General features: G+C 66.2%; 10 protein-coding genes. 1 reads left to right on the forward strand and 9 read right to left on the reverse strand.

Features of this window, described 5'->3' with window-relative positions:
* Positions 1 to 137 precede the first annotated feature (137 nt).
* The 9 genes from AC6CH6_RS08130 to AC6CH6_RS08170 all read right to left on the reverse strand — a co-directional run bounded on the left by AC6CH6_RS08130 (position 138) and on the right by AC6CH6_RS08170 (position 24,854).
* The gene (locus AC6CH6_RS08130; protein ID WP_126346677.1) at positions 138 to 773 is read right to left on the reverse strand and encodes a hypothetical protein; all 636 of its coding nucleotides are present in this window, start codon (positions 771 to 773) and stop codon (positions 138 to 140) included.
* 131 nt (positions 774 to 904) lie between these two features.
* Positions 905 to 4,120, reverse strand: coding sequence for a C-terminal helicase domain-containing protein (locus AC6CH6_RS08135; RefSeq protein WP_498254751.1), 3,216 nt, complete (start codon positions 4,118 to 4,120; stop codon positions 905 to 907).
* Positions 4,117 to 5,985 carry a phospholipase D family protein gene (locus AC6CH6_RS08140; protein ID WP_498254752.1) on the reverse strand — a complete coding sequence of 623 codons (1,869 nt, stop codon included), beginning with the start codon at positions 5,983 to 5,985 and terminating at the stop codon, positions 4,117 to 4,119. Before AC6CH6_RS08140 ends, AC6CH6_RS08135 begins: the two co-directional genes overlap by 4 nt.
* Positions 5,982 to 7,193, reverse strand: a complete 1,212-nt coding sequence (locus AC6CH6_RS08145; RefSeq protein ID WP_498254753.1) for a DUF6361 family protein — start codon at positions 7,191 to 7,193, stop codon at positions 5,982 to 5,984. Before AC6CH6_RS08145 ends, AC6CH6_RS08140 begins: the two co-directional genes overlap by 4 nt.
* Positions 7,194 to 7,607: 414 nt before the next feature.
* Positions 7,608 to 8,459, reverse strand: a complete 852-nt coding sequence (locus AC6CH6_RS08150) for a hypothetical protein (protein WP_498254754.1) — start codon at positions 8,457 to 8,459, stop codon at positions 7,608 to 7,610.
* A 254-nt stretch (positions 8,460 to 8,713) separates the two neighbouring features.
* Positions 8,714 to 10,954: a 3'-5' exonuclease gene (locus tag AC6CH6_RS08155; protein WP_498254755.1), complete on the reverse strand. Its 2,241-nt coding sequence runs from the start codon at positions 10,952 to 10,954 to the stop codon at positions 8,714 to 8,716.
* Complete coding sequence (locus AC6CH6_RS08160) at positions 10,954 to 17,334, reverse strand: DEAD/DEAH box helicase (RefSeq protein ID WP_498254756.1); 6,381 nt, start codon at positions 17,332 to 17,334, stop codon at positions 10,954 to 10,956. Before AC6CH6_RS08160 ends, AC6CH6_RS08155 begins: the two co-directional genes overlap by 1 nt.
* The gene (locus AC6CH6_RS08165) at positions 17,327 to 22,006 is read right to left on the reverse strand and encodes an Eco57I restriction-modification methylase domain-containing protein (protein WP_498254757.1); all 4,680 of its coding nucleotides are present in this window, start codon (positions 22,004 to 22,006) and stop codon (positions 17,327 to 17,329) included. The genes AC6CH6_RS08160 and AC6CH6_RS08165 overlap by 8 nt, the downstream gene beginning before the upstream one ends.
* A 1-nt stretch (position 22,007) precedes the next feature.
* On the reverse strand, positions 22,008 to 24,854 hold the full coding sequence (locus AC6CH6_RS08170) for a helicase-related protein (protein WP_498254758.1): 2,847 nt from the start codon (positions 24,852 to 24,854) through the stop codon (positions 22,008 to 22,010).
* Between the two features lie 483 nt (positions 24,855 to 25,337).
* Here AC6CH6_RS08170 and AC6CH6_RS08175 point away from each other — a divergent pair, with 483 nt between their 5' ends.
* Entirely contained in the window at positions 25,338 to 26,132 is a 795-nt protein-coding gene (locus AC6CH6_RS08175) for a DUF732 domain-containing protein (protein ID WP_498254759.1), read from the forward strand.
* The last annotated feature ends 39 nt before the right edge of the window (positions 26,133 to 26,171 follow it).

A 26,171-nucleotide genomic window follows, 5' to 3' on the forward strand; every position in this document is an offset into this window, starting at 1 on the left:
TGCGTGCAGCAATGCACTCCGAACTCCCCAGTAACAATTTGCTCACGTTGGCGTTGCGCGTGCTTGCAGTGACTCCCGATCGAGCCGCACCGTGCTCAGCGAGGCCTGCGGGACATAGCGCTCGATTTTCGCCCAAGCTATTGACCTGGTCGACCTTCTGCCAAGGACCCGTCGATCGTAGTGATCGTCGCCTTGGTAATCGACTTGGCGAGCAGGAAGTTCCCACCGCCGCCAATTGCGGCCCCGAAGCCCATGGGAGCGGCTCGCCCCAGAACGAGAATGCCGCGTTGCGTCCCGTACCGCGTCACGAAGTAGGGCCCGAGGATCTTATTGGCCGAACGAATGGCGGGAAGCGGCACGGCATCGGCCGCCAGCTTCCCCCAGTGCAACCCCGTGCGTTCGGCCACCTTGGTCACGATGGACGACGAGCTTCCGCCCAGGAGCACCATCATGACGAGCGCCTTTTGATGCTCGAAATTGTCGATGTCCAGGCCGCGCAACCGAGCCACCGACAGCACATGGGTGGCAGCAGCTGTGAGGAAGAAGCTTGCGTCGCCCGCCGCGGCTGCCACGGAAGCCGCAGTACCGACACCCGGAACGGTTGCCGTGGCACCGATTGCCGCGCCACTACTGGTCACGGAAGAAAGGAAAGTGCGTTCCAGCTTCTTCAACAAGACAGCATCATCGACGTCCGGATACTGCCGGCGAAGGCGCTCAATCCGCATGGATACAAGCTTTTCGGCCTGTCCCAGTGCCGTGTCGAGAGCCTTCATCAGCGCTCCGCCAGTGTCTTCCGCGCGAGTCTTTTCCTTCGAATCAGACAAGGCACATCACCGCCCTTCTAGTGTGATGCCACCCTAAAACTATTTGCTTGTGGAAACCGACTACATGCCGTCCTTGCACCTCAGAAATCATTTGAAGTGTCGACCGGGCCAAGGTCCAGACGCATCCAGTCCAAGTCTCGTGAGGACGCGCCTTCTCCGAGGAACTGCAGCAACTCCTGCTGGCGAGGTTGCCCGAGGGCCATACGATAGGCGCCGAGGGCACGGAGCAGGTTCTTGTGCTTGATCCGTTCCGTGCTCAGTGGCGCCTGCGGGACGTAGCGCTCGATCTTCGCTCCGCCTTCGGTCTGGCAGACCCAGTACGGGTAGATCTCGCTCTCACCGTCCGGGCGTGCCCGCTCTCCCGCCGCGAAAAGAGCGTCCCACGGACTGGCCTCGGCCTTGTCGTCGAGCACTGCGGCAGCGAACTCCTTCGCCACGTTCTTGCGCACGGCATGCCCCTTGTACCGGTGCACGCGTCCCTCCCGCTGCTCCATGTCCACCGGGTTGTTGGGCAGGTTCCAGTGGACGACGGCGTGGCAGTACCGGTGGAAGTCCAGGCCCTCCTGGCCGATGCTCGTGGAGGCCAGCACGAACGGCCAGAAGGGCGAGTTGAAGCCGTCCCGGAGGCTGGTGTCCGCGCGGACGCCCTGGTCGCTCTCCACGCGGCCGAAGCGGGCAGCGGCATCGGCCCGCAGGCGTCGGCGCTCCACCACGTGCGAATCTCCGTCAGCGACGATCTCGTCGAAGGAGATGGAACCGCCCGTTTGCGCGGCATCCCACAAGGCGGCGGTCAGACGCTCCAGGCGCCTACGGACCTCGGCGTTCCCTATGCGCGAGGACTCGTCCATGACGTGGAAGTACTCGTCCAGCACGGCCTGCAGGTTGCCCTCCACGCAGGCCGCCAGCACGTTGCGCCACTGCGGCGCGGATGCGCCGGCCCAGCCGCGGACCATGGGTGCCACGCTGCGCCCATCCAGCAGGGTCCGCATGGCCATTCCGACGAGAACGGAGTCCCACACCACGTCCGGGAACTTGCCCTCGGGCACGGTCTTGTAGAGGGCGCGGTAGGCCGCTGTGGCGGGAGCGGCGAGCGCGAGGTCGGTCAGTACGTCGGCCAGATCGTCGGGGCGAGGTCCGAGGCCGGTGAGGAACTCCTCGTCGACCTCCTTGGCTCGCGCGATGTGCAGGGCGAGAGCGGATTCCTTGCCGTCGTGCTCCTCGCCGCCGCGGCTGTTGTAGTCAAGGGACTTCCAGCCCCACGAGAAGTGCTTCGGGGCCCGGGTCTTCTCGAGGAACAGCGGCGCCGCCCAGTACCACTGCTCGCTCCCTCGGCCCTCGGCGTGTCCTGGGGGCAGCTCAGCCAGCAGGTTTTCGACCTTGGCCCGCACCACCGCGCGCACGTCGCCCAGTGGCCCCTGCGCCGTGCCGAGCTCCCGGGCGGCGGCCACGGGATCGCCTGCGGCGCCGAGCACGGTGAGCGGCAGGACGAGCGGCAGCAGCGGCATGCTGGCGAGGCGGCCGTCCGGGGACTTCCGCCAGCGCAGCAGGTAGCTGTGCCGGTCGGAGTAGGCGTGGGCGTCCTCGGGCCGGTGGTGCTTCCGCTCCACGTGATAGCTGGTCATCGCCGCGATGGACTTGGGGGCGACGTTCCAGGCGGAAAAGATCAGCCGCTTCGTGAGCCCCGTCGTCGTCGCCCGGGAAAAGGGACTGGTCACCGGCACGGTGTAGTACGGAAGGGACGCCGGGATCCACGGGACGTCCGCGAAGCCGTAGGCGTCCAGGTCGGACAGCAACCACCGGAGCCGGCCGTTGGCGGCGTCGACCGGTTCGTACCGCTCGATCTCCTCGCCCCGCAGTCGCTGCGCGCCGGCGAGCGCCCGCTCCGCGAAACCGGTTGCGTCCGTCTCGATGTGCAGGAGCGCCTTCTCCTTGAGGTCGTACCCGTCCATGAACTGCAGGACATAGGGCGCCACCCGCCAGTACTCCAGGACGTCGCGATGACTGCCAACCTCGTGGGCGACCTCATGCAGCCGGCGCAGGGCCCGCACGTCGTCGGCCGTGGGCCGGGCCGGCGGCAGCGGCTTCTCGACGAGCATGCCGTCCCGGTCCGGGGTCGCCGCCAGGCGCTCGGTACGGCACATCACGGCGCGCAGCAGCTCGGTGACGTGTGCAGCGGCAGCGGTGCCGTCCTCCACGTCGTCATCCAGGGCCGCGTCCCGCATCCTGCGGAGGTCGGTCTGCAGAGCGGTGACCGAGCCGACGTCGGCGAGCCCCTCCTCGGCTCGCTCCTCCGCGAGCGCGTCCCGCGATGCTCCGGTGAGGAAGCGGTAGGTCTTGAGGAAGTCGCCGTAGTGATCGTCGCCCACCCCCTCCTCCGGGACCGAGTACATGCTGTAGGGCGTGGCCGAGAGCAGGACCACACGGGCACTCTCGTGGTTGAACACGGCGTCGGCGAGCTCGGACATCTCGGTGTCCTCGTGCAACAGGCTTTTGAAGCGCTGGAACTCGTCGAGGATCACGAGGTCCGGCTCCAGGGCGTCGACGGAGGCCTGGGCGACCAGACTCCGCAGCTTCCCGATCAGGCGGTAGCGACGGTGCGAGAGCGGCCAGTCCGGATTGCCGGTCACCGAAGAGAACTCGGCGGCGGTTTCCTCGAGCCGGTGGCCCAGTCCTGGGTCCCGGCGAACAGCGAGCCGGAAGCGCTCGAGAATCTCGGCGTCGATAGTGCCGGGGTCGAAGCCTGCCACCTCGGCCGCGTAGTTCTGCGGCCGCTTGGTCCCGCAGAAAAAGGCCAGCCACTCCGGCCGCTCCACCACGTGCTCGCCGAGGACCTGGGCGAGCATGTGCTGGACCAGCACGCGCTCCTCGCTGCGCCCGCCGGACTGGCTGATGTTGAAGGACGTGCCCGGGGTGAGGCTGAGCAGGTTGACCTTGTTCGCCGCGAGGTTGCGCACCTGCGTGGGCAACATCGTCAACCGATCCACCTTGGAGATGCCGTAGTCAGCGACATCCAGCGTGCGGATGTTCTGAGCGGCGATCTGCTGGCTGGAGCAGATGTAGACGATGTCGATCCGGTCGACGTCCTGCGACTCCCAGAGGTGGTCGATGGTCTTGGCGATGAGACCCCGTGCGACGAGCGTCTTGCCGAGGCCGACCTCGTCGGCCACCAGGAAGCGGCGGCTGGAGTCCTCGTCCTCCCACAGCCGGCGGTGGGCGTACTCGACGGTGCGGCGCTGGAAGTCCTTGAGCCCGTTCAGTTCCCGTTCCACGTCGGGACGGTGCGGTACTGCGCTCACGAAGTGGTCACCGCCTCGCGGACCACAGTGACAAGCTCCTCCAGCCCGTCCGGCAACAGATGCAGGGCCTCCACGGTCCTGAGCTCCCCGACGAGCCGGTCGATGCGCCCGAGGGCGTCGGCGTCACCCTGCACGGCGGCCCTCATGAGGGGCTCGAACAGGACCACTTCGGCGCTGTGCCCGGTGCCACCGGCCCCGAAGAAGGCCGCCGCGCCCGTGGTGGCGCCGAAGCGCAGGGCCAGGGAGAGGGTGACGTCACCGAGCAGGAACGCCAGGTAGCGCAGCACGTCCTCCGGAGTCTTCAGCAGCTCGGCGAGCACGCGCGCGGACCGGTCCTCCGGTGCGCCGTGCAGGTCCGCGACCAGCACCGCAGAGCGCTCGACGACGACGTCCCCCACCGCGATGCGACTGCGCACGCACAGCAGGGGCGTGATCCGCGAGGCGTCGACTCGTGTCCACGTCAGCTTCTCGCGCAGCGTCCGCTCCTGGGTGGGCAGCGAGAGCAGGCGGACGGTCGTCGTGACGCCCTCCGGTTCATCAACCGCGCCGCTGAGGGAGGCGTCGAGCGTGTACGTGCCCTCGGCGTCCTCGGCGGCGTCGAGGCGCAGCCCGGCACCGGCGAGTGCGGCGTGGAAGCGCTCGAGTTCCCGCTCGGCCCGTTGCCGGGCGATCGCGGCCTCGTCCGGCAGCTTCGGGTCGTACGGCTGGCAGACCGCGGACAGGCCGAGATTGCCGTGGGCGCCGGACCAGATCTCGTCGATGAGCCCCCTGCGGCCGGTCAACCGGACGCCGAACTCGGCGTTGCGGCCGAAGCCGCCGCGGGTGGCGTTGGCCGAGCCGACGTACAGGGTGGTGCTGTGGCCCCGTTCCACGAAGTAGATCTTGGCGTGCAGTCCGGCCAGCCGGCCGGCCGCCATCGGTCCCGCGCTGCGTTCGCTGGCCTCCTCCTCGGTGGCGTCCAGATCCGCCGAGGGGTCCAAGACGAAGGTCTCGACCCGGTCTCCCAGATCGCCGAGGGCGTCGAGGCTCTCGGCGCGAGAGAGCAGCCGGACCTTCCCGCACCGATCGACGAGGTCGGCGAGCGAGGTGTCGAGGAAGGGAGAGATCACCAAGGCACGAGTGGCGCGGTCCTGGGCGTGGACGCCGCCGGTCACGTCGTCCCACAGGGACCGGGAATGCACCCTGCTCTCGCCCGTGCGGGCGACCCAGGCGGCGTCCTTGAACCCGACCGGGGCCGCGAAGGACACCCCGCGCAGCGAGACGTTCAGATCGATCAGCTCTGCCGTCCGATCGGTGCTCAGCCCGGGGGCCAGAGCCCAGGAGGAGACCGTTTCCAGGTAGTTCGCGAGATCTCCGCCGGGCAGCAGGTTCGCTCGTGGGTCGTCGGACTCGTCGAGGACGAGGATGGTGTCCCAGGAGTTGTCGAAGGTCAGGTTGCGGCTGAGCACGAGCACCCGGTGGACACAGTTCTCCTCGGCGTCGCGGAAGCGCAGCACCCAGACCTTGGGATGGAACACGCCCCCGGTCTCGGGCACGGCCACCTGAACGAGGGAGTCCTCCAGGTAGGTCAGCATCGGCCGGTACTTGGCCGGCACCGCGATGCCGCCCGCCTGCACGAGCACGGTCAGCCGGTCCGCGTAGCGGCGCACCGATTCCAGCAGCGCCACGGGATCGACGCCCTGGTCCGGGTCCCCGGGCTCCTCCTCACTCCCCCGCTGGTCGATCGCCGCGAAGGTAAGTGGTACGAGCAGCAGGGCCACGAGGTCCAGGGAGTAGGTCGTGGTGACGGCACGGTCCAGCTCCATCCCCGGCGGCGGCTCGAGCGCGTCGGTGAGGAGCTTGCGGTCCTCGGGTCCCAGACTCATGCGGAGACCTCCACGCGGGCGCCGGCCTGGATGTCGCCGAGGACCCGCCGGGCGGTCGGCCAGTTGTACTGCAGCTGTGCCAGCGCCGAAGCGCCGCTCCAGGCGTTGAGCGCGCTCGGGTTCACGAGCCGGGCGCGCGGGCCCTTGAGCGAGCGCTCGCGGTGGGCGATGAGTTCGCGGGCGCCGTCGTCGTCGACGGTCCCCGGCCCGGAGATGACGAGCTCGTGCCACCGGTCCACGAACGTTCGCGTGGGGCGGCTGATGCGGGCACCTGCTCCGGAGAGCAGTCGCCAGAAGGCATCGAGGCTCCAGTTCCGCAGACCGTCCGGGCCGTCGACGGTGGCGCGCCACTCGACGAGATCCGCGCGGTACCGCTCGGTGCGCTCCGTGTCCTCAGAGGCCTCGGCAAGCTGGAGGTTGTAGAGCAGCGCGGCTCCGCGGTTGAGAACGGAGAACGCCCGGCCGTGCTCGCTCCACTCGGCCATCGCGGCCGGGAACTCGCCGGCCCGCGGGTGCTCCCAGACGAAGTCCTTGGCGGTCCCGACCTCGACCTCCTCGCGCAGGAACCAGGCGTAGAGACTCTCCGGGTGCGAGGTCATGATCCGCCCGCGCAGGTAATCCGCCTCGGAGGGGGTGAGGGCGAAGCTCGTTTCCTGCGGCCAGTCGCGCGGACGGAGGAGGAGCGCGTGGGGATCGATGCCGGGACGGAGCAGCGCAGGCCCGTGCTCGTCATCGGCCTCGCGTGGCGCCCGGCGGGTCTCGGCGGTGTGGGCGACCCCGTCCCGGAGCAGGCCGGCGATCGAGGCGCGGCTGGTGGTGATGCCGTAGCTGCGCAGCGCCGCCCAATACATGGCCGACGGCATGCGCCGCAGGTCGGCCCGGGCCTGCCCGCCGATCAGCCCCTGCCGATCGCCGCTGTCGGCCAGCACGTCGATGAGCCGGACCTCGCCCCGCCGCAAGTCGGCGACGGCCGCGTCGGCGTCCCTGGCCGTCATGGCGTCGGCGACGAGCCACGGAATGAACAGCAGGTACCGGGCCCGGGTCTGCAGGACCGAGGAACCGGGGAACAGCTGGTGGGTAATCGCGTCGCGGATGCTGCTGACGCCGAGCTCGTCCACGGTGGTCCTGTCCCGGAACGCGTCGAGGACGGCCATGGCCTGGTCGCGCTGGCGGGAGTCGGTGTCGAGCCACGAAATGGTTGACGTCAAGTCGCTCCCATACCGGTCCAGACCCACCACATCAAGTGGCCTTCACACTGAAAAGCACCCGAGCCACAACTAATCGACGGAGTTGCGAGGCGCATACTCACCCTAGGTGGACCAGCAAGCTCCACAGCGGACGACGACGGAAGCAACTCTTCTTGCCCCGGCGAGGCCCCTTCCGCCAATGTGCGCCTAAAGAAACTTAGCAGGTTTCGTTGCATCCTATCTGCGTCACGCCCAGGATGTATGTATGGGCGATGATCGGGTTCCGGGAGTAGGGCAGTACGACGACATCGAGTGGCGTTGCCCCATCGACGACTGTCATCAGGAATATTACGGGGCACGGCCGCTAAAATGTAAAGACCATTACATCCTAATGATCCCGAAGACCACCCCCTCATCCTGAGCGCATTTTCGACCCTAAGCGTCTTCCGGACTGGGCAAGTAAGTGGAAATTGCGAGCAATATGGAACCATATCCTTCCGCAGAGGAAATTGCCGCCCTATAGCTGGAGTAGGCTAGGCCGAGAAAAACCAATGATCCGCCCACCGGATTAACCCAGGAACCTTCCGCCAGATTTCCCGAAAGCAAGAAAGGTGCCCCCAGCGCCAGTATTGTGAACACAAACACGAGGCTTGAGTACATATCCAATCGATCTCTGAACTGATCATGCTGGACCATAAGGCGTGCGGGTATATTCTGATAATTTTGCATTACGAAGCCCTCCAGTGCGCGTCCTTGGCGGCCAAGTTTGTCCTCGGAGGCTCGCAACGTATTCCCCAACCGGGTCGGCAAGAGTCGTCGATTGCTGCCCGGGAAGCTTTCTAGCCGATTTTCACACCTTTCCCACACGGCGACTAGCCCCGGATCAGCCTCTTCGCGCCAAGGGATAGACCGGGCGATGTTGATTATCGAGGAATCTGTGCATGCGCGCTGATCCATGGACAGTCCGTAAAGATCTGCCTCCCACGTGTTAATAAAATCTTGCTTCTGGGACTGCACGAGTCGCATTTTGGCGGACTTGAATGCCTTCTCGTTGAGTTTCTTACACCTTTCCTCGAGTTTATTTCGGCGATGCAGCTGCCATCGAACACAGGCCGCCAAAGCAAAGCTGAAAGGAGGTTTAGGACTCCAGTATCCCTCAAGGAGACGAATAGCTTGAAATGAAAATGCCTGAGTTATCATAGTGACCAGCACGAGAGAAAATACCATAATGACTATGGCGCCCAACGGCAGAGTGGCTAAACTGTTCAAGGCGGCAGGAACATCCACGTAAGGCCCCTCGAACGAGGGCTGTCGCATTTGCTGGTATATCTGAACTAAAAGTGAACCGGCCCCAACCAGCATTGCGGCCGGCAACCAAGAAGTTAGGCTTAGTTGCTCCAAAACCTTGGCGATGAATTGCGAGACTCCTGCTGAGGCCTTTGGAACCCTCGGGTCTTGTTGGTCTTCGAGCGGGCCCGTCCGCTCACGTCGGACCGCGTGTCCGCCACTCCCATGAGGTGCTCCAAGTCGGGAGTGCTCTTTCATACCGCTCCTGCGTCAGTCACGAGAAACTCTGACGGATTCCCGCTATACGTCACCAACAACTCATCGCGAGCTCGACTCGCCGCAACATAGAGCAATGACCGCTCCCGCTGCAGCACGTCCTGGCGCTCGGCCTCGGCCAGGGAGGTCAGCGCGGCCGCCTGCGGGATCGACTTGGCACCGACGCCCATGAGGATCACGTGGCTGAACTCCATGCCCTTCGCCCCGTGCATGGTCATCACCAGCGGCATTCCATGGTCTTTGGCGTTCTTGGCTGCGGTGCTGGTGCCCGTCCGGGACAGGATGCCGCGCTCGTTGAGGCCCTCGACGATGCGGGAGGCGTCGTGCTTCGAGCGGGCCAGGATGCCGATGGTCGCGTTCTCAGTGGCGCCCTGCCAGCGAGCGATGGTCTCCGCCGCGGCGTCCAGCTCGTCGGCGAACGACTTGCCCTGCTTGACGGTCGGGACCGGACCCGACCGGAGGGAGCGGTAGACGGTGGTCGACTCCTCGCCGTCCTCGATGTCGCGGTAGGCATCGCCGGAGAGGATGCCCACGGCGTAGTGCAGGTTCTCCGCGGTCGTCCGGTAGTTGAGCGTCAGCCGACGGGATCGGCCCACGATCTTGACCCCGAAGCGTGACAGTGGGACCCGCTGCCCGTAGATCCGCTGATGGGAGTCCTCGGCGATGAACAGGTCGTCCGGACCAACGGGCGCCGCGGCACGCAACAACAACCAGTGACCGGCGTTGAAGTCCTGGGCCTCGTCGACCACCACGTGGTCCGCCACACCGGGCCCGATCCGGGAACCGAGGACCGCGGCGGCGAGGGCCTCAACCTCGGCATAGGTGGCTGTGGCCTGCCGGCGGCAGATCGCCCGGAACGCCTCCACCACGTTCCAGACGTCCAGGCGGCGGGCCCGGTTGAGGGCTGTGCCTCGGCCGGCCCGGGACACGCGGAGGTAGTCGGCCTTCGTGATGATGGAGTTGGCCAGCACGATCGCCTCGTACTCCTCCCCCAGGAACGTGGGGTTGGCGATGTCCGCGTCCAACGCGTGCTGCGTGACGGAGAGCGCCTCGTTCCACTGCTGGCGACCGTCCGTACGGCCCTCCAGTCTCACGTCCGAGGAGTCCAGGACCGCCAGCCCCGCAGAGGCGAGCTCGGTCGGCGAGGCGGACTTCACGACCTGCGCGCCGAGCGCGTCGATGCCCGTGACCCACACGCCCGGTTCTCCCAGCCACTCGGCACGGGGCAGGTCCGGGTCCAGGAGCCGGAGCTGGTCGTCCAGCGATGCCGCGAGACCCTTCGTGTAGGTGGTGACGACGACGCGCGCCGAGGGGTTCGTCAGGGCGAGGGCTCGTGCCCGATGCAGCACCACCACGGTCTTGCCCGTGCCGGCTCCGCCGGAGAGCCGGAACGGTCCGTTCCAGTGCCCGTTCACATACCGCTGCTGGCTCGGGTGCAGGAACGTGCGCCAGGCGTCGAAGGAGCTGTTCTCGATGACGTCCTTGAGCACCTCCGCGTCCGTGCCGACGTAGGTGAACTGCATCTTGGTGGCGGGCTTTTCGAAGGACTTCTTCAACCGCTCACTCTCGGGAAGATCCTGTTCCTCCGGGGGGACCTCTCCCAGGCGGAGCTCCTCCTTCACCTCGCTGACAGACATCCCCGCGCGCAGTCCCAGCAGGGCGTCCTGCTGCCACGCCGGTGCTTCCGCGGCGGCGGCATCCAGCTCGGCGTCCGACGTCGCCGCGAGCGCCGCCTCGGACACCCGGCAGTCCAGGCCGAGCTCCTCGTAGAGCGAGTCCGCGGTGTGGCCGTCCCTCAGCAGAGGGTTCGTGAAGGGCGGAGCCGGCGAGTCCTCGGGGGAAGAAGCGGCTGGAGGGGTTGGCTGGGGGGCGGGCGGCCCGGAGGGCAGCGGTGTCTCGTTCAGCACCTCCAGCACGCCGTTGATGGGGTTCACCTGCAGCCGTTTGCGGGCCGCCTCCACGTAGGCGTCGTCGTGCGGCCAGGTGCCCACGTAGATGTAGTGGGTGTCGTCCTCGACGGTCTCCTTGAACAGGATGGCCCGGTGGTTGATGTCCACGCGCGCGGTGCGGATGCGGGGGTCGACCGCGTTCTGGACAGGCTCCACGTGCAGACCTGCGGTGGTGTCGTCCTCGGTGATCTTCGTCAGCATGTCGAAGACCTTCTTCTTGAGCGAGCCGTCGATCTTCTGCTTGCTCTTCATCATTGTGATGGTGGGCATCAGGCGTTGTCCTTCACAAGGTGGGGGGCCACGGCGGCGGTCACGCTCTCCACGGTGGGGTCGACGAGGGTCCAACCCTCGGCCTCCAGGGCGGCCACGACGTCCGCGTCGGCGGCGAGGAGGACACCGATCTTGAGGTCGGGCCAGGCGATGTCGACCGGTTCGCCGGAGACCTCGTGGCCGAGCTCGGGGGCGGCGAGCGCCTCCACGGCAGCGAGCGCTTGGATCAGCTCCCGCTCGTCCTCCTGGGCGTCCTCCAGCACCGCCTGCCACTCCGGGGCGAGCGCTGTCCCGGGGAGCGAGGACGACGGGGCCATCGGTGTCTGCTCGACCACCTTCGACGCCGTGGTCACGGTGAGGCCGGAGGTCTTGAAGGCCAGCAGGGTGGACAGGTGCAGCCACATCTGCCAGTCCTCGTGCTGCGAAGGCCGGGCCAGGCCGGTGGCGGTGTCGTCGAGGACGAGATCGGCGGTGATGCCGGTCGGGTTCGTCGGCGACCCGGTGAACACCGCTGCCACCGCTCCGTGCGCCCAGGACCAGGCAGCGGCGCCCCCCTCCGGCGCCTGAGCGGACGGATCCACCAGGAGGTTCCGGGCCCAGGTCAGTCTCCGTTCCGGGTCGAGCTGCACAGGTTTCGACAGCAGGTACAGGCCCACGACATCGGCCAGCTTCTGCCAGTCCTGGCGCACGGGGTGCTGGATCCAGGTGAGGAGCCGGTCCACAGCGTTCCGGGGGGCTGCCCGGGCCACGTCCGGCACGAGGTTGTACTTCGACATCAGAGCCGGTGTGAGCTTGGCTTTGAACCACTCCGGCTCGGGGTCCTCGGCGGTGTCGTCCTCGAACCGGTTGAGGTCCCGGTCGGTCACCGCCCACGGGATGATCCCGTGCTCCCGCAGCTGCCGACGCTTGCCGGCGTCGTCGGCCACGCGGTTGTGCGCCGCCGTGGCGTGGAAGGCGTAGCCGTCGGTGTAGACGGCGACGTCGGGTACGTTGAAGTCCGCGGTCGAGAGCACGAAGTCGGGCCGGGTCCCGCCCTGGGGCAGGAGCTTCTGCGCCTCCAGCGTCCAGGTGTGGGGGCTGCCGGGCAGAGTGAACGTGAGCATGTCCCCGTACATCCCCGGCGTCCGCTGGACGGACACGCCCATCGTGGTCAGCCGCTTGGCGAGGGCCTCGCGGAATCGGACCTCCAGGTGGGACTCGGTCTCCGGGGTCTTGAGCCGGATGCGCTGGACGGACCAGTCCTCCAGCCGGGGCGCCCCGGAGAGATTGCTGACCCGGTCCGTGGCGGCCAGCAGCTGCAGCAGCTGGCGCTCGGCGGTGGCACGGGAGGTCTTGTCGACCTCCCACGGCCGGGCGAACGGCAGCAGGCAGCGGTGGCAGGCCAGGCGGTTCTCGAGACGGCACGGGCAGTCCCGCACGGTGGCCCATGCGGTCTCGAGTAGTTCCCACACCTTCTCCTGGGAGGAGAAGCCGGCCAGGTAGCCGGTCCCGCCGGGGACGGTGTCGTGCAGCAGCAGCCCGTCCCGCGGCCCGTCGCTGGTGCCGACGCTCACGGGGACGATGTCGAGGTGATCCGGTGCACCGCCCAGCACGGTGCGGATGCCCATGAGCAGGGCCGAAGTAAGACTGGGCAGGGAGGTGTTGTCCGCGGCGGTGATGTAGTCGGGCAGGAACAGCATCACGCCCTGCGTGGTCAGCTGCCGGGCGAGCGCCACCGTGAGTGTCTTCTCCTCCGCGGCGGTGGCGTGGAGGCACCACGGCCGGTGCTCGGAGCGGGAGTTGCGCCGGGTGGCGTTGTCGAGCTTGCCGCAGTACTCACAGACCCGGAACAGCGGGGCCCGGAACGGCCGGCCAGCGACGTGCCGCTCGAGCCCGTTCTTGTCACCGCGACCCATGTTGAGCCAGCGCAACTCCACGGAGCGCAGGCTCTCCACGCCGAAGCCGTTCTGCTCCACGAACCAGCGGCCGGCCACGTTCTCCTCGACCACGTCGGCGAGCGCGGCGATGCTGTAGACGGCCGTGCGGCGCTGGTCGACGGTGTCGTTGATCGTGGCTTCGTCCCGCCGCACCTCTGCGGAGACCTTCGCCATCGGCACGACGTCGAGGTCCTGGCTCGTGTCGGCGATGTCCGGGGTGCCGCACCCGCCGCAGGTGGTGACGCGCACGCCTTCGCCCACGCGCTCGTTGACCCATCCGCACGCGGGACAGATCTGCCAGCGCAGGACACGGGATTGCTCCGGGCCGAGGTCCAAAGCGTCGATGAGCACCTCGAGGCCCTGGGCGTAGAAGGTCGATCCAGGAGCCAGCTCGGTCAGCGCCGAGGACGCTCCACGCCGGTACTCGTAGCGGTCGCTCTGGAACTCCAGGTTGTCCGGGTCGCGCCAGGAGACCCCGACGTCCAGGCTCACGGAGTCGTCCACGAGCGTGTAGTTGGGCAGGAGCCCGTAGCGCTCCATGGCAGAGATCCAGTAGTCCGTGATCTCCTGCTCACTGAGCTGGGCCCGCACCAGGCGCAGGGCCGCCTCGGCGGAACGCAGCGCCCGGACGTCCTCCTCCGTGGCCGTTGGCCTGCCCGCGACCTCCCGCAGCTCGTCGAGGGAACCCTCGATCGTCTGCTTGCGCTGGCGCAGCTCGTCCCGGTCTCGGGTCCAGGCGACCTGGGCGTCGTACAGCCGCCGGCGCAGCGGGCTGAGGCCGTTTTCCTCCGGCTCGGTCCAGGCCCGCAGACCGCCGACGGCCTCCTCGTGGAGCAAGGGATCGAACGCCGCCAGGAACTCCGGAAGCAGCTCGGCCGAGCCATCGTCCGCGAGCGCGCCGAGCTGCGCCAGGAAGCTCGACTCCCCCTCGGCGAAGACGTCCTTGGGCGTGGCCGGGTGCGGTGCCTTCGAGTCCAGGGCCATGAGGTCGACGAGGCGGGCCAGGTACTGCCGCCGGAGGATCTCCTCGGCGTTGAGGTAGGTGGCCGGCGGCCGCACGTCCCCGTTGATCACCGACAGGGGATCGTTCAGCTTGGGCAGGTGCTGCCCACGTCCGCGCACGAACGCGAGGATCAGCGCGTTCCCCGTGAGACGGCCGGCGCGGCCCACCCGCTGGACGTAGGACGACACGGAGGTCGGTAGGGAGGCCAGCATCACGCAGGACAGGTCGCCGATGTCGATGCCCATCTCCAGCGTGGGGGTGGCGACCAGGACATTGGGGGCGTCGGGATGGTCGGCGGAGTTCCTGAACCGGTCCTCGTAGGCAAGCCGCTTCTCGTCCTTGAGCAGGGACGTGTGCTCGCGGGCGACGACGCGGCGCAAGTCGGAGGAGCGGTAGAGGTTGCGGTAGTAGTTCGCCTCGATCTCCCGGGACTCCAGCCTGCCGGGGCAGGTGTTCTGCAGGCAAGGAGCACCGTTGAGCTGGTCCACCACCGTGTCCGTGCCGGGTGTCTGGACGCGGCAGAGGGTGCACACCAGGTGGCGGGGCACGTCCGCGCTGCACACCAGGATCTGCTTGGGCGGGATGGAGTAGACGGTGGCTTCGTTTTTGGTGGTCGAGGACTGCACCACCGACACCTTGGCGAGCTCCTCGAGCAGCTTTTTGGCGAGGTACGCGCCGTCGGCCGTCGGCACGTCCAGGGTGCGGGCGGCCCAGCGCGCGTACCAGGAGCGGGCCGTCGCCACGGCGTCGAACGCATGGTCCTTGCCCTGTGTCCGGCCCACGCGGGGGAAGGACGGCGCCGGTCGCCCCGCGGGGAACGCCGGCATGCCGACCCGGCGGTCACGACCGCCCCACAGGGACCAGCGGTTGCCGTCCTCCTGGATGTACTTGTCCAGCCACGAGTGGTAGATGCCGCCTTGCGTGCGGATGCGTTCCAGCGTGCCCCGGGCCCACTGCAGTAGGGCGTCGTCCGTGGCTTCCTGGGCGGTGAGGACCTGTTGCACGGCCGTTTCCTTGTACGCCCGGCGCGCGGCGGCCAGCAGAGTCTCCGGACTGTCCCCGGCGTAGACCTCGGCGCTCACCGCTCCGGTCAGCTCGAGAGTGCGACCGACGCGGGCCTGCAGACCGAACTCCAGCGCGGCGTCGAAGAGCAGCCTGTCCGCCACGAAGTTCCGGGAGCCGACCGTCGGTCTCGCCTTTTCCCAGAACGGCCTGAACTCCTTGCGGTCCGCGAGCTCGGGTGGGATCAGCTGGTAGCGCTCGTCGCCGTCCACGGCCTGGCGGACCAAGCGGTCCACCAGTTCCCGGAGCGTGGTGGCGCCCTCGCCGAGTGCTCGGTGCAGTGCCGTGCGCAAGGTGAGGACGTGCGACCGCGCCTGGACGAAGCCGGCGCGGTGGGCCGCGTCCTGGACGCTGTCGGTGAAGACGAGCGCCTTCTTCTCCCCCGCGTCCAGGCCGGGGGCGCTGAACAGGTTGGAGATGGTCACCGAGAGCATCGTGGCAACGGCGGAGCCGAGGAAGCGGATGCTGTCCCGGGTGGAGCACACCGGGCAGGTGTCGTCCTTGGATTGGTCGTCCACATCGGGACCCACGAGGGTCAGAACGGGCAGGATCTCGCCGTCGAGGACGGCCTCGCTGTCCGGGTCCGGTGCCTCGGCAAGCAGGGTGCGGTTGCGGGCGTCGAACCAGCGCAGCCCCGGAAGGGAGTTTTCCCCGGGATCTCCCTCATGAACAGAGGCACCGACGCGCTCGGCCTCGGCCTGCGCGTAGATCAGTGGGCGAAATCGGGGGTCGTCGTGGGCAGCCGCGCGCCGGATGCCGCTGAGGTCGGCGTCGAGGTCCTCGCCCGTGGGCTTGAGGACCGTCCCCCACCCCGAGCGGCCGCAGTGGCGGCAGAAGATCGCCGGCAGCCACAGCGCCTGGGTGTCGGTGCCGTCCTCGGCGGCGTTGGCAACGCCGTCGTCGCCCCAGCGGAAGCGGGACGTCGCGTCGACGGCCTTGTCGATGCGGGTCAGCTCGCGGGTCCACAGGTGCGTCTCGACCGTGGGCGCGGAGCGTCCGTGCAGGAAGCGGAGGTGGGAAAGGAACGCGATCGTGTGGCTGAGGAATTCCTGCACCGCCTCGCGATCCAGCCGCGGGGCCACTGTGCCAGGAAAGACATTGTCAGCGAGGCCCCGCAGAGATATGGCGTCTTGGGTGTGCTCGAGCACCGATCGGATCAACGGATGCGCCCGGACGGCGTCCAGCGGCAGGTCGTCCTTGGAGGTCCCGCCAATCTGCAACCCGAATACATCACGCGTCAGGATCGGGACGACGGCCTCGACCGGGTTTTCCTCGCCCTCAATCGCCGCGGCCACGGCCGCGTTGACCTCCTCGATGCGCCCCGCGATGTCGGAGAGCACAGCGCGCGAGTCGGGCGAGGTTGTGGCCGCGCTGACGGCGCACCACTCCTCCACTAGCTCCCGAGACTCCGTGATCACCGCATCGGCGGGGAAGGTCTCGCCGAAGACGGTCCGGGCGAACTCGAGCATCGTGGAAGGATCGCCCTTGGCCCCGAGGGTCGCCGACGTCGCCACGGGAGTGACCCGACCCAGCGGGCGTTCGCGATCCTCCTCAGTAAGACCGAAGGGAGCGTCAGAAAGGTCCTCCGGCCAGCCGGCCTTCAGCGCGAGGCCGAGCCTTCGAAGCAACATGGCCACGTCGGTGCCCTGCGCACCGTCATAGGTGTGGAACTCATCAAGGACCACGTACTGCAGGGACGTGCTGGAGCGCTGCCACATGACTGCATCAGCGGGACGAAGCAGAAGCATGTCCAGCATCTTGTAGTTGGTGAGGAGAATGTCCGGCGGGTCCTCACGGATAACCTCGCGGTCGGTGATGAGGCTGTCCGCACTGACCTTGGTCCGTTTTTTGGTCTCCTGCCCCGTGTAGACAGCCGCACGGACACCGGACAGCTCCTGGTTCTCCGCGATAAGCTTGGCGAGGCGGGCTGCCTGATCGTTCGCCAGGGCGTTCATCGGGTAGAGGATCAGCGCCTTGACCCCCTCGATGCCGTGCGCCTTCGCCCGGAGTACGTGGTCGATCAGCGGCATGAGGAAGGCCTCGGTCTTCCCCGACCCGGTGCCCGTCACCACCAGCGTGGGCTCCGGCCGCCGGAATTCTGATGACGATGCCACGGCTGGCTTCGAGGTCAGCCTCAAGAAGGCCGCCGCCTGATGTCCGTAGGGCGTGAATCGGGACGGCAACCAGTTCAGCGACTTCCGCCAGCTCCCGGCAGCGGCCTGGAACGGCAGCCGCGTCCGCACGAACGGTCCCTGAAACAATCCATGATGCTCATCGGCGAGGAAGTCCTTGAACGCGCCGCGGGCCTCGAGATCAGTCAGGGAGAACGTGGTGGACAGATAGTCCGTCAGTCCCTGTTGCAGGCTTTGCGCGGTCAGGGTGGGAAGCAGCTCAGCCAAGGGTCACCTCAGCCAGTGCTTCCTGTCCCTGCCGCTCAGCGAGGACCTGCTCGAAGTGAGCGTAAGCGGCGCGCATGTCCTCCTCGCGGTCAAGGGTGCGGAAGGGGAATTCGAAAATATACTCCACGCCTGACTGGGGGTGCGCCCAGGAACGCTCCTCTGAGCGCAGCTTCTCACCACGTGTGCGGTAAAGCTTTGCGACAGGTTCTGCCACCTTGCGACCACTGGCGTCGTAAAGGTCCCTTTTTTCGTACCCTCGCAGCACCGGGAATTGAGTTCGATAAATGGTACATAGCTCATCTACAGTTATGCCTAGCATAATGGCAACGATTGCATCAATCTCAACAATTGCCCTCCGTCGATCACTATCTCTTCTTAGAGGCGCAACATTTGAATATGCACTAAATTCTTCAGCTGCGCGCATTTCCTCCGTCAATAACGTCAGTCCCGCGACGCGCAGAGCAATCTCTTGAATTAGAGGATGGCCCAAGGGAGCCGGAAGCGTGCCAATCAATGTTGCACTAATCTCAGATCCGACAGATGATCTTACCTGAAAGTCAGCAACGAGGGAGGACAAGATGCCCAGAAGACCCAAAAGTTCCTCGCCATGAGATTTATCCGCCCAAGCCAAGGAACGCATGGCGTGAACATGGGTGGCCCCCGCAGGGATCAGCGCTGGAAATAGCGTCCTCACCCCAGTTGGGGCAGCCATTGAACGCCAACAAATTCTTGCGAATTCCCTAGGTGATACAATTTGTCCATCGTCAAGCCGCCACTTTGGATAGGCCGCATCGAATCCCGACTGAAGGTTTGGCTGATAATTTGTGCGAGGAATATAATTCTGCCCCAGAGCCTCATGATCAACCTCCTTCCAGTCTCGCTGGCTTAGCATACTCGGATTAGGTTCTTTGTAAAAGGAATCTACAACACCAATGTGAGGCCCCTGAAGGATGACCTGATCCCACGACTGGGGGACGGCCGAACCAATTTCAAAGTATCCCCTCTTCCTGTCATCGGTTTCGATCCAACCAATGCTGGTTTGCACGCCTAATTCTCGCACGCGCGACGAGGCGACTATTTTGGAAAGAACAGCGGCGCTGTCTTTATTGACAACGAAAGCCATTCTTGCCTCAACCCAGGGGGTGCCCGGTTCGTCTATAATGTCGGCCCACACTCGGAGCTCGTCTCTCGTAATTCTGAGGATTCGATCCCTGTGGGGACGCAAGTCCCAATTTCCCTCATCGTCCTTCAATCCCGGAGAGGGACCGGCGCCGTCGTGAACAAGCGATCTAACTATTGTCTCCGGCCGGTAAATTGAAGACGCCATCAAGAAGTCAGGGCTCTCCTTTTGAGCACCGTATACATGGACTCCATAACGCCGCTGATTTTGGATTTCAAAAAGTCTTAACTCGTTAATAAATTGCCAATGCCGACGCAACCTTCGATAAGATTCGGAGCGAAGTAATGAGGCCTTCTTCTCGACAAAATGCGACTCAGGGTGAATTAGGGCAATGATTCCTTGGGGTGAAGATGTACGCCAAGTTTGCTCCATGAATCCCCGATATAGATCTGGGCGCAACGCGGAGATCACGGGGTACGTCGAAACGTCAGCTACGAACGCCCGTTGGCCACTTATACCCACAGCGAGTTCTTGAAGTAGGTCCGCGTGATCCAAATCACGGTTAGCCTCACTGATGCGAGCGTTTTTTTCGCTCTGCGTCTGCTTGCCAGATAAGTGCCACCACGGGTCAAATTCAGCATAGAACATCGACTCGTCCCAATCTGGGCGAACCCATGGAGGGTTTCCCACCTGCAAATCGAAGCCTCCGGTCGCGAAGATGGAGGCGAAATCTAGACTCCAGTGGAAGAATCCCTGTTGCGCGGCCACTCGTTCACACACACCCAGCCAATGGTGCTCATTTTTAATGATTTGGATGGAACGAACTTGGTTTGCCACACGGTCCCAATCCTCAGCCGTATTCAATTGCGCCCATGACAAATCTCGTCCAAGCACAGTTTGGCCTTCGGTCTGACGGGCTACTAGGCTCCTACTTTTACGGGTCCGCTCCGGAGCAACGCCCAAGATACCTTCGAGGGCCTCTAGCCAGGTGTCAATGCTGGGCGGTTTTACCTTATGCCCATCCACGGTGACCGGAGCCTCCGTGAGCGGCCAGAACCACAGAGCGTTCCAGGCATCCATTACACGGCGCAGGCGCTGGTAGGCGCCATTCGGATCGTTGAGGGTGGTCTCAATCTCCTCCCGAGTCACCATGTCCGTTGAAAGCTGCTCTGATCCACGGCCCCAAATCGGGATGTCGCGGCGAATCTGATCCTCGGCGATTTGCAGGCGGACCAACGCCAGCTGCCACAGCCGCTCTACCCGTTGAGCTAGACCTTGCAGACGAGTGACATCCTTTTTGGTGAACTTCGTCCGTACTGCCTTCCGCCATTCCTTGAGAGCGGCCTGTGCGGGGCCAGCCAGATCCTTGACGTCTTTGGCGTCGGCGGCAGCACCCCACCCTTCGGCGGGGAGCAGGAAATGGTGGATTCGCCCCGCAACGGCGGGATCTACGTCGTCTTTCGCAATGGCTTCGGCCAAGCCGCTCAGTGGATCTTCGCGCGGGGCTTCCTTGAGCCAGCTCTTGGAGGCGACCTGCTTCTCGCTGTAGGTGGCGCGGCGGGCACCGATCAAGGAGTTGCCGCGACGCAAGTGCAGGCCGAACCACGGCGCTTCTAGATCCTTCACCATGGTGTCCAGCCACAGGGAGACCTCGGCCAGCTCCACGGCGGTGGCGTTGAGGTCCACGCCGTAGACGTTGTGCAGGGCGAGGTATGCCTTCACGCGCTGACGCTCCCTGGGCATATCCTCAGGCTCGATCTGCTGGCCCAGTTCCCTCTGGCGGAGGGCGAGGTACTCGTCGGCGAGCTGCCGGACGGCCTCCACGGCGAACGCCCCGGAGCCCAGGGCCGGCTCGCAGACGGACAGGTGGAGCACGCTCTCCGCATCGGTGATGGCACCGGACTCGCGGAGCTCCTCAATGGCCTGGGAGACCACGAACTTCGTCATGACCTCGGGCGTGTAGTAGGACGCCGACTGCTGGCGCTCCCGGCCGGCCAGACGGAAGACGAAACTGCCCTGGTGGTGCACCACGGGCTTGATTTCCCCGGTGTCCAAGTCCTCGCGCGTCACGAAGTCCTTGGCGGCGATGTCCTCCGAGCGCGTCACGGGGACCACCCAGGAGCCCTTGGTGGCGTTGCCGTCCTTGGCGACCTCGTGCAGGTCCTCCTGCGCGACGAAGCCCGTGTAGGACATCAGGCCCTCATAGACGGAGCCCAGCTGGTTGATGCCCAGCTCCGCATAGGAGATGAAACCGCGGTCCTTCCCTCGGCCCTCCTTGCTCAGCAGGAGCTTCTGCAGTACCTGTTGTAGGGCCAGGTTGCCCAAGCTGACCTGGTCGATGAGGGCGGTGGCACGGGGGAGGAAGAGGTCCGCGGAGAGGTTGCTGAAGGTCAGCCCTGGAGCACGGGAGATGTCCGCATCGGGCTGCTGGTTCTTCGGCCGGTGGCCGTTGTTGACCAGCCGGAAGAGGACGTCCAGCGAGCGGTAGAGGTGCGTGCCGTGGTGGGCCTTGGGCGTGCCGAGGTCCGTCAGCACCAGCTCGCGGAGCCGGTCGAGGCCGTAGCCCTCGGTGTAGTTCTCGTCGCCCACGGGGAGCACACCCATCTCCGGGGACGCCTCGGCGTAGAGCAGGAACAGGATCCGGTACAGGTAGCGCAGGGACTGGCGGGCCAGATCCTGGCCATCGATGCCGTCGTTGCTCAGTCCTTCCCTCGTGCGGCGCTCGAGGACCTCGTTGGCGAGGATCTCGATGGACGCTCGCACACCTTCGCGCAGTTCGGAGGAGACGCCCACCGTGTGCTTGACGGAGTCCTCGAGCACCTCGTTCCACCACACGGTGCCGTCGGCCTGCTGGACCACGGACTCCCGGGCGGTGACCGCCAGTGCTCGATCGACCTCGCCGTCACGGGTGGTGTCGTTGCGCTCGGCCACGAGCAGCAGGTCGACCGCCAGGTAGCGGCCCTCCTCCCAGCGCTCGCGCTCGGTGAGCACGAACCAGCGGCCGGCGAGCACCACGATGAACGCCGGCGGCTCGTCCGCGGCGTAGAGCTCCGAGACCACCTTGGGCGTCGACAGCTGGACGGGCTTGCTGTCCTGCACCACGGTGCCGAGGAGCCGCGAGTCCGAGGAGACGACGTCCTCCAGGGAGCCGGCGGGGCGGGCTTCCAGGACGACGACGTCGCCCTCCCCCGCACGCCACGCCTCCAGCTGCAGCTCGCCGCTGCCGCGGGTGTAGGTCTGCCCCTGGGCGAGCCCGCGGTAGTCGAGGACCGTCCGGACGAGTTGGTATGCCGGCGCCGCGGTGTCCTCGAGGGAGCGGCCGGTGTCCTCGGCGTCCTCCGCGTCCCCGAAGGCGGACAGAGCGGTGATGAGCTGGGTGCGCGCGGCGGAGAAGCGGGACCGGACGGTCTCCTGTCCTTCGCCTTCCTCGGCCTTCCAGTCCTTGGCGCGGTCTGCGACCTTGGCCTTGAAGGACGCCTTCGTGGAGTCCGTGGTCAGGTAGTGCTCACTGACCCAGTCCTCCACCACCACGATCGAGTCGTACGCTGCCATGTCAGGCGGTCTCCTGTTCCAGGGTCTGTGCTTCGTGCTGGGGTGCGGCCACGGGGGTGTCCTGCGGGGCGAGAACCAGGAGGGGCCGCAGCAGCCGCTGGTCGGGGGCGAGCATGTCCGCGAGCTTCTGCTCCTCGCTCACGCGGCTGGTCAGGCGTTTGACCTCGGCGCGCTGCGCCACCTCGAAGGCCAGCTGCTGCCAGGTGTCCGCCCGGGAGCTCCACCGCTCGATGCGTTCCTGGGCGTCCTGTGCGGCCACCTTCGTGGTCTCGGCCAGCAGCCGTTCCGCATGCCGTACCGCCGGGGCGATGAGCTCCTGCAGCACCGCCGCGTTTGCGAGAGGGCCGGGGTTGACGGCGCTCTCCGTGAAGCCGACGTTCCGGAGCCATGCGCTGAGGTCCTCGATGGTCTCCATCTCGGGGAACATCGGCATCTCGAAAGTGGCGGCGAGAAACGCCCGGGAGACCACCTGGCCGCGCTTGTTCATGAGCGTGCCCATGAGCAGCACCGTGGGGTCCTCCACGTCCGCTCGGACGGCGGGGATCTCCTGGCGGGCCATCGAGGACAGCGCGCGGTCCGAGGCCCACTCGGTCACCGGGTGCAGCGGTCCGAGGAAGTGCGCTTCGGGCCACGTGCTGGTCGACTTCCCCTGCTTGGCGTTCTCCAGCTCGCCCTTACCCACGTGGTAGGTCGTGGCGAGCTTGAGGTGGTCGGCGACCTTGCGGTCGGCCACGTAGCTCTGCGGCAGGTACGACAGCCGCTGCTTGAGGTCCGCGGGCGGGTCCAGCTCGGCGACACCGTGGTCACGGTGCACCTGCCAGTTCACCCCGCCGCGGGCCGGGGACTCCTCGGGCGCACCGAAGGCTTCGCGGAGGGCGTCCTCCAGGTAGTCGAGCTCGTTCGCGTAGAGGCCGCGGGTGCTCTGCGGCTCCGTCGCAGTCTCCGATGTGTCGGCCTCGGTCTCGCCGAGGATCTCGAGGAGCTCGTCGAAGTCGGCCAGCTCGTTCTCCGCCTCCGCGGCGACGGCCTTGGCGTGCGCCTGGACCTCCTCGGGCGAGCGCACGACGTCGTCGAACGCCTTCTGGCCGGCGAGCACCTGCCGGAGGGCGGTCTCCTCCTTGGCCTCGGAGTAGGCGCCCATGAGGGAAGCGACGTCGTGCAGGGTGCCGTGGGCCTCGTGCTCGCGCTCCATGAGCCGGGACAGCACGCGCAGGTCGCCGGAGAACCGGTCGTGGTCCGGCTCGAGCAGGAGAGTGGTGATCTGCGGCGGGAACTTCTGCCCGTAGCGGTCGATGCGCCCGTTGCGCTGCTCGATGCGGATCAGGCTCCACGGGATGTCGTAGTGGATCAGCTCGTGGCACTGGGAGTGCAGGTTCACGCCCTCGGAGGCGACGTCGCCGGTGATGAGCACCCGCACGTCCGAGCCGGCCCGCTTGAAATCGTCCACGATCTGCTGCTGCTCGACGTCCGAGATCCCGCCGTGCAGGACCGCAAAGTTCTTGACGGGCATCCCGAGGTCCTTGGGCAGGTGCTCCTTCAGCCAGCCGAGGGTGTCCACGCGCTCGGAGAACACCACCGCGCGCATGTCCGAGCCCTTGGCGACCCCGATGCCCCTCAGGTACTCAACCAGTTTCAGGTACTTGGCCGAGCGCTTCGGCGTCACCTGCTCGGTCAGTGCCCCGAGTCGCTCGAGTGCGTCGCGCTCGTCGTCGCCCTTCACGTTCTTGAGGCGGTTGCGGACCGTGGCGCCCAGGGCGGCCGGGGAGGACAGGAACGCCTTGGCCAGCGTCCACGGGAAGAGGCTGCGGTCCCCGTTGCTGGCGGACGGCGACGTGCCGCTGAGCGGGTACAGCCAGGTGTCCGCCAGCTCCTGGGCGACGGCGTCCTCCTCCGGGGAGGCCGGGACGTGGATGTTGTTGGGTTCCCTGCGCTCGGCCCAATCGCCGCCGACCTCGCGGGCCACCTCGGGGCTGTGCCGGTGCCGCCGGATGATGAGCCGGTCCACGTCCTTGGCGGAGAACGTCCCGTCGGGCCGCACCACCGTGGGGTCGAGCAGGCGCAGCAACTCGGCGAAGGACTTGCCGTCGCCGTTGTGCGGGGTTGCCGAGGCGAGGATCAGCGTCTCGGTGTTCGGCGCCAGGATGCGGGCGAGTTCGTTGTTCTGCGTGGCCGCGTTGGTGACGTTGTGGGACTCGTCGATGACGACGGCGTCCCAGCGCACCTTCTCCAGGTGGGCCTTGTACCGGGCCGACTTGAGGGTGTCGATCGAGATGATCGCCCGCTTGTAGTAGGTGAACGGGTTGCGCGTGGCCGGCAGCTTCTGCCGCACCCGCTGAATACCCACGGAATCGAGCCGCACGAAGGGCAGCGCGAAGCGGCACCACAGCTCGTGCTGCATCTGCTCAAGGACGTGGCGGGGCGTGACCACGAGGATGCGGTCGCCGCGGCCACGCCGGGTGAGCTCAGAGAGGATCATGCCGATCTCGAGCGTCTTGCCGAGGCCCACGGCGTCGGCGATGAGCATCCGGGGGCGGAGGTTGTCGGTGGCCAAGGCCTTCTTTACGGCGGCGCGCTGGTACTCCAGCGGGTCGGCCAGCATCCTCGTGGAGACTTCGAGGTGCGGGTCGTAGAGCGGCAACGGGGTCTTGCGCAGAGTCGACTCGATCCACAGCCGGGCCTTGCGGTAGTGCGGGCTGGTGTCCGCGACGACCGTGGCCTGGGTGGGATCCATCACCTGGATGTCGTCCAGGGCGTCGTAGAAGACAGCGGTGGTGTCCTTCACCAGCTCGCTGAGACCCCGCACGTGGACGAGCCAGCCGTCCTCGGACTGCTCGGTCTTGGTGACCATCCACTCCTCATCACGGATTACCACGATGACTCCCGGAACCATGGGGGCGGACTGGGTTTTCTCGGGGGTGATCGTCATCAGTCCTCGCTGGGGGGTGGGAGTGTCTGGCCTAGGCTCCAACTTATCGCCCGGCGTCGCGGGAAGACTGCTTCCCCCACGTCGGGGTTTTAGGGGCCCCGAGCACAGGATCAGCAGAACATCAGGCGAGGATGTCCACCTTCGCTTCCCTTCATCACAGCAAGTTTCACATTTGTGACCTGGTAGAGCATGAGTATTACTCAGACGTAGTTTATGTTTGCTCATGCAAGCACCCCCCTCGTAGTTCTGGACGGCATCGTGAAGTTCAATGCACCTCCCAACTGGCCTCAGCCTCCAGAAGGCTGGACACCTCCCTCTGGTTGGTCACCAGACCCGGCTTGGGGTCCCGCGCCAGAGGGATGGCAATTCTGGGTTCCCGAGTACGGAGAACCAGCTCTCGGGCCGATGCCCCACCCTGCCGATGCCGCTAGGCGCAGCAAACGAGCCACCATCATTGCCGTCCTCGGTGGGGCTGCGGCCTTGGTGACGCTCCTTCTTGTGGCGCTTTTTTTCGTCGGGCTGACCGTCGGCGCAGAAGACGTCCCGGAGCCCCGCACTAATGAGGCCGCCGCTGACATCACGCCCGCGCCCACTGCAACGGCATCTGAACCACCCACCTCGCACACCGAGTACGTGGACTACGTACGAGGAACGACGGATTACTTCGCCGACTACACCGACGACAAGCTGATTGCGGAAGGAATGCAGTACTGCGACCGGTATGACGACGGCGCTGATCCCTCTTTGATCGACCGGGAACTCATGATGGCCTACTTCGATCCTGCCCGAGCTGACTGGGCTTCGGCATCGATCAACGCGTCCCTCGGCGCAGAGGACTACCTCTGCCCGGAACACCACGATGATGACAAGCTCAACGAGATGACGATGCCCAGCATGGAGTTCTGGGGCGAGGGTCCCCATGCCACGTCGGACATACTCGACCGCAACTTCGTCGAGGCCCAGCGAGCCCAGGCGGCTGTCGGAAATTCCGGCTTGTCGGACGCTGAAATCCTGTCCAACGCCAAGATGACATGCGCCAAACTCGACAATGGTTTACCTGTGGCTGAAGTAGCAGTGGATCTAATTCTTCATTACAGCGATCAGCCTCAAGGCGGTGGTGCAGCAGGGGCCCTTCTGCCCACGGCTGTACGCGCGTACTGCCCCCAGCACACCGACTCTATAGACGAGTACAACGAGTGATGCACAACTCATCTTCAGAAGCGCCACGACACCCAATTA

The sequence above is a fragment of the Kocuria sp. GQ42 genome, assembly GCF_059758435.1.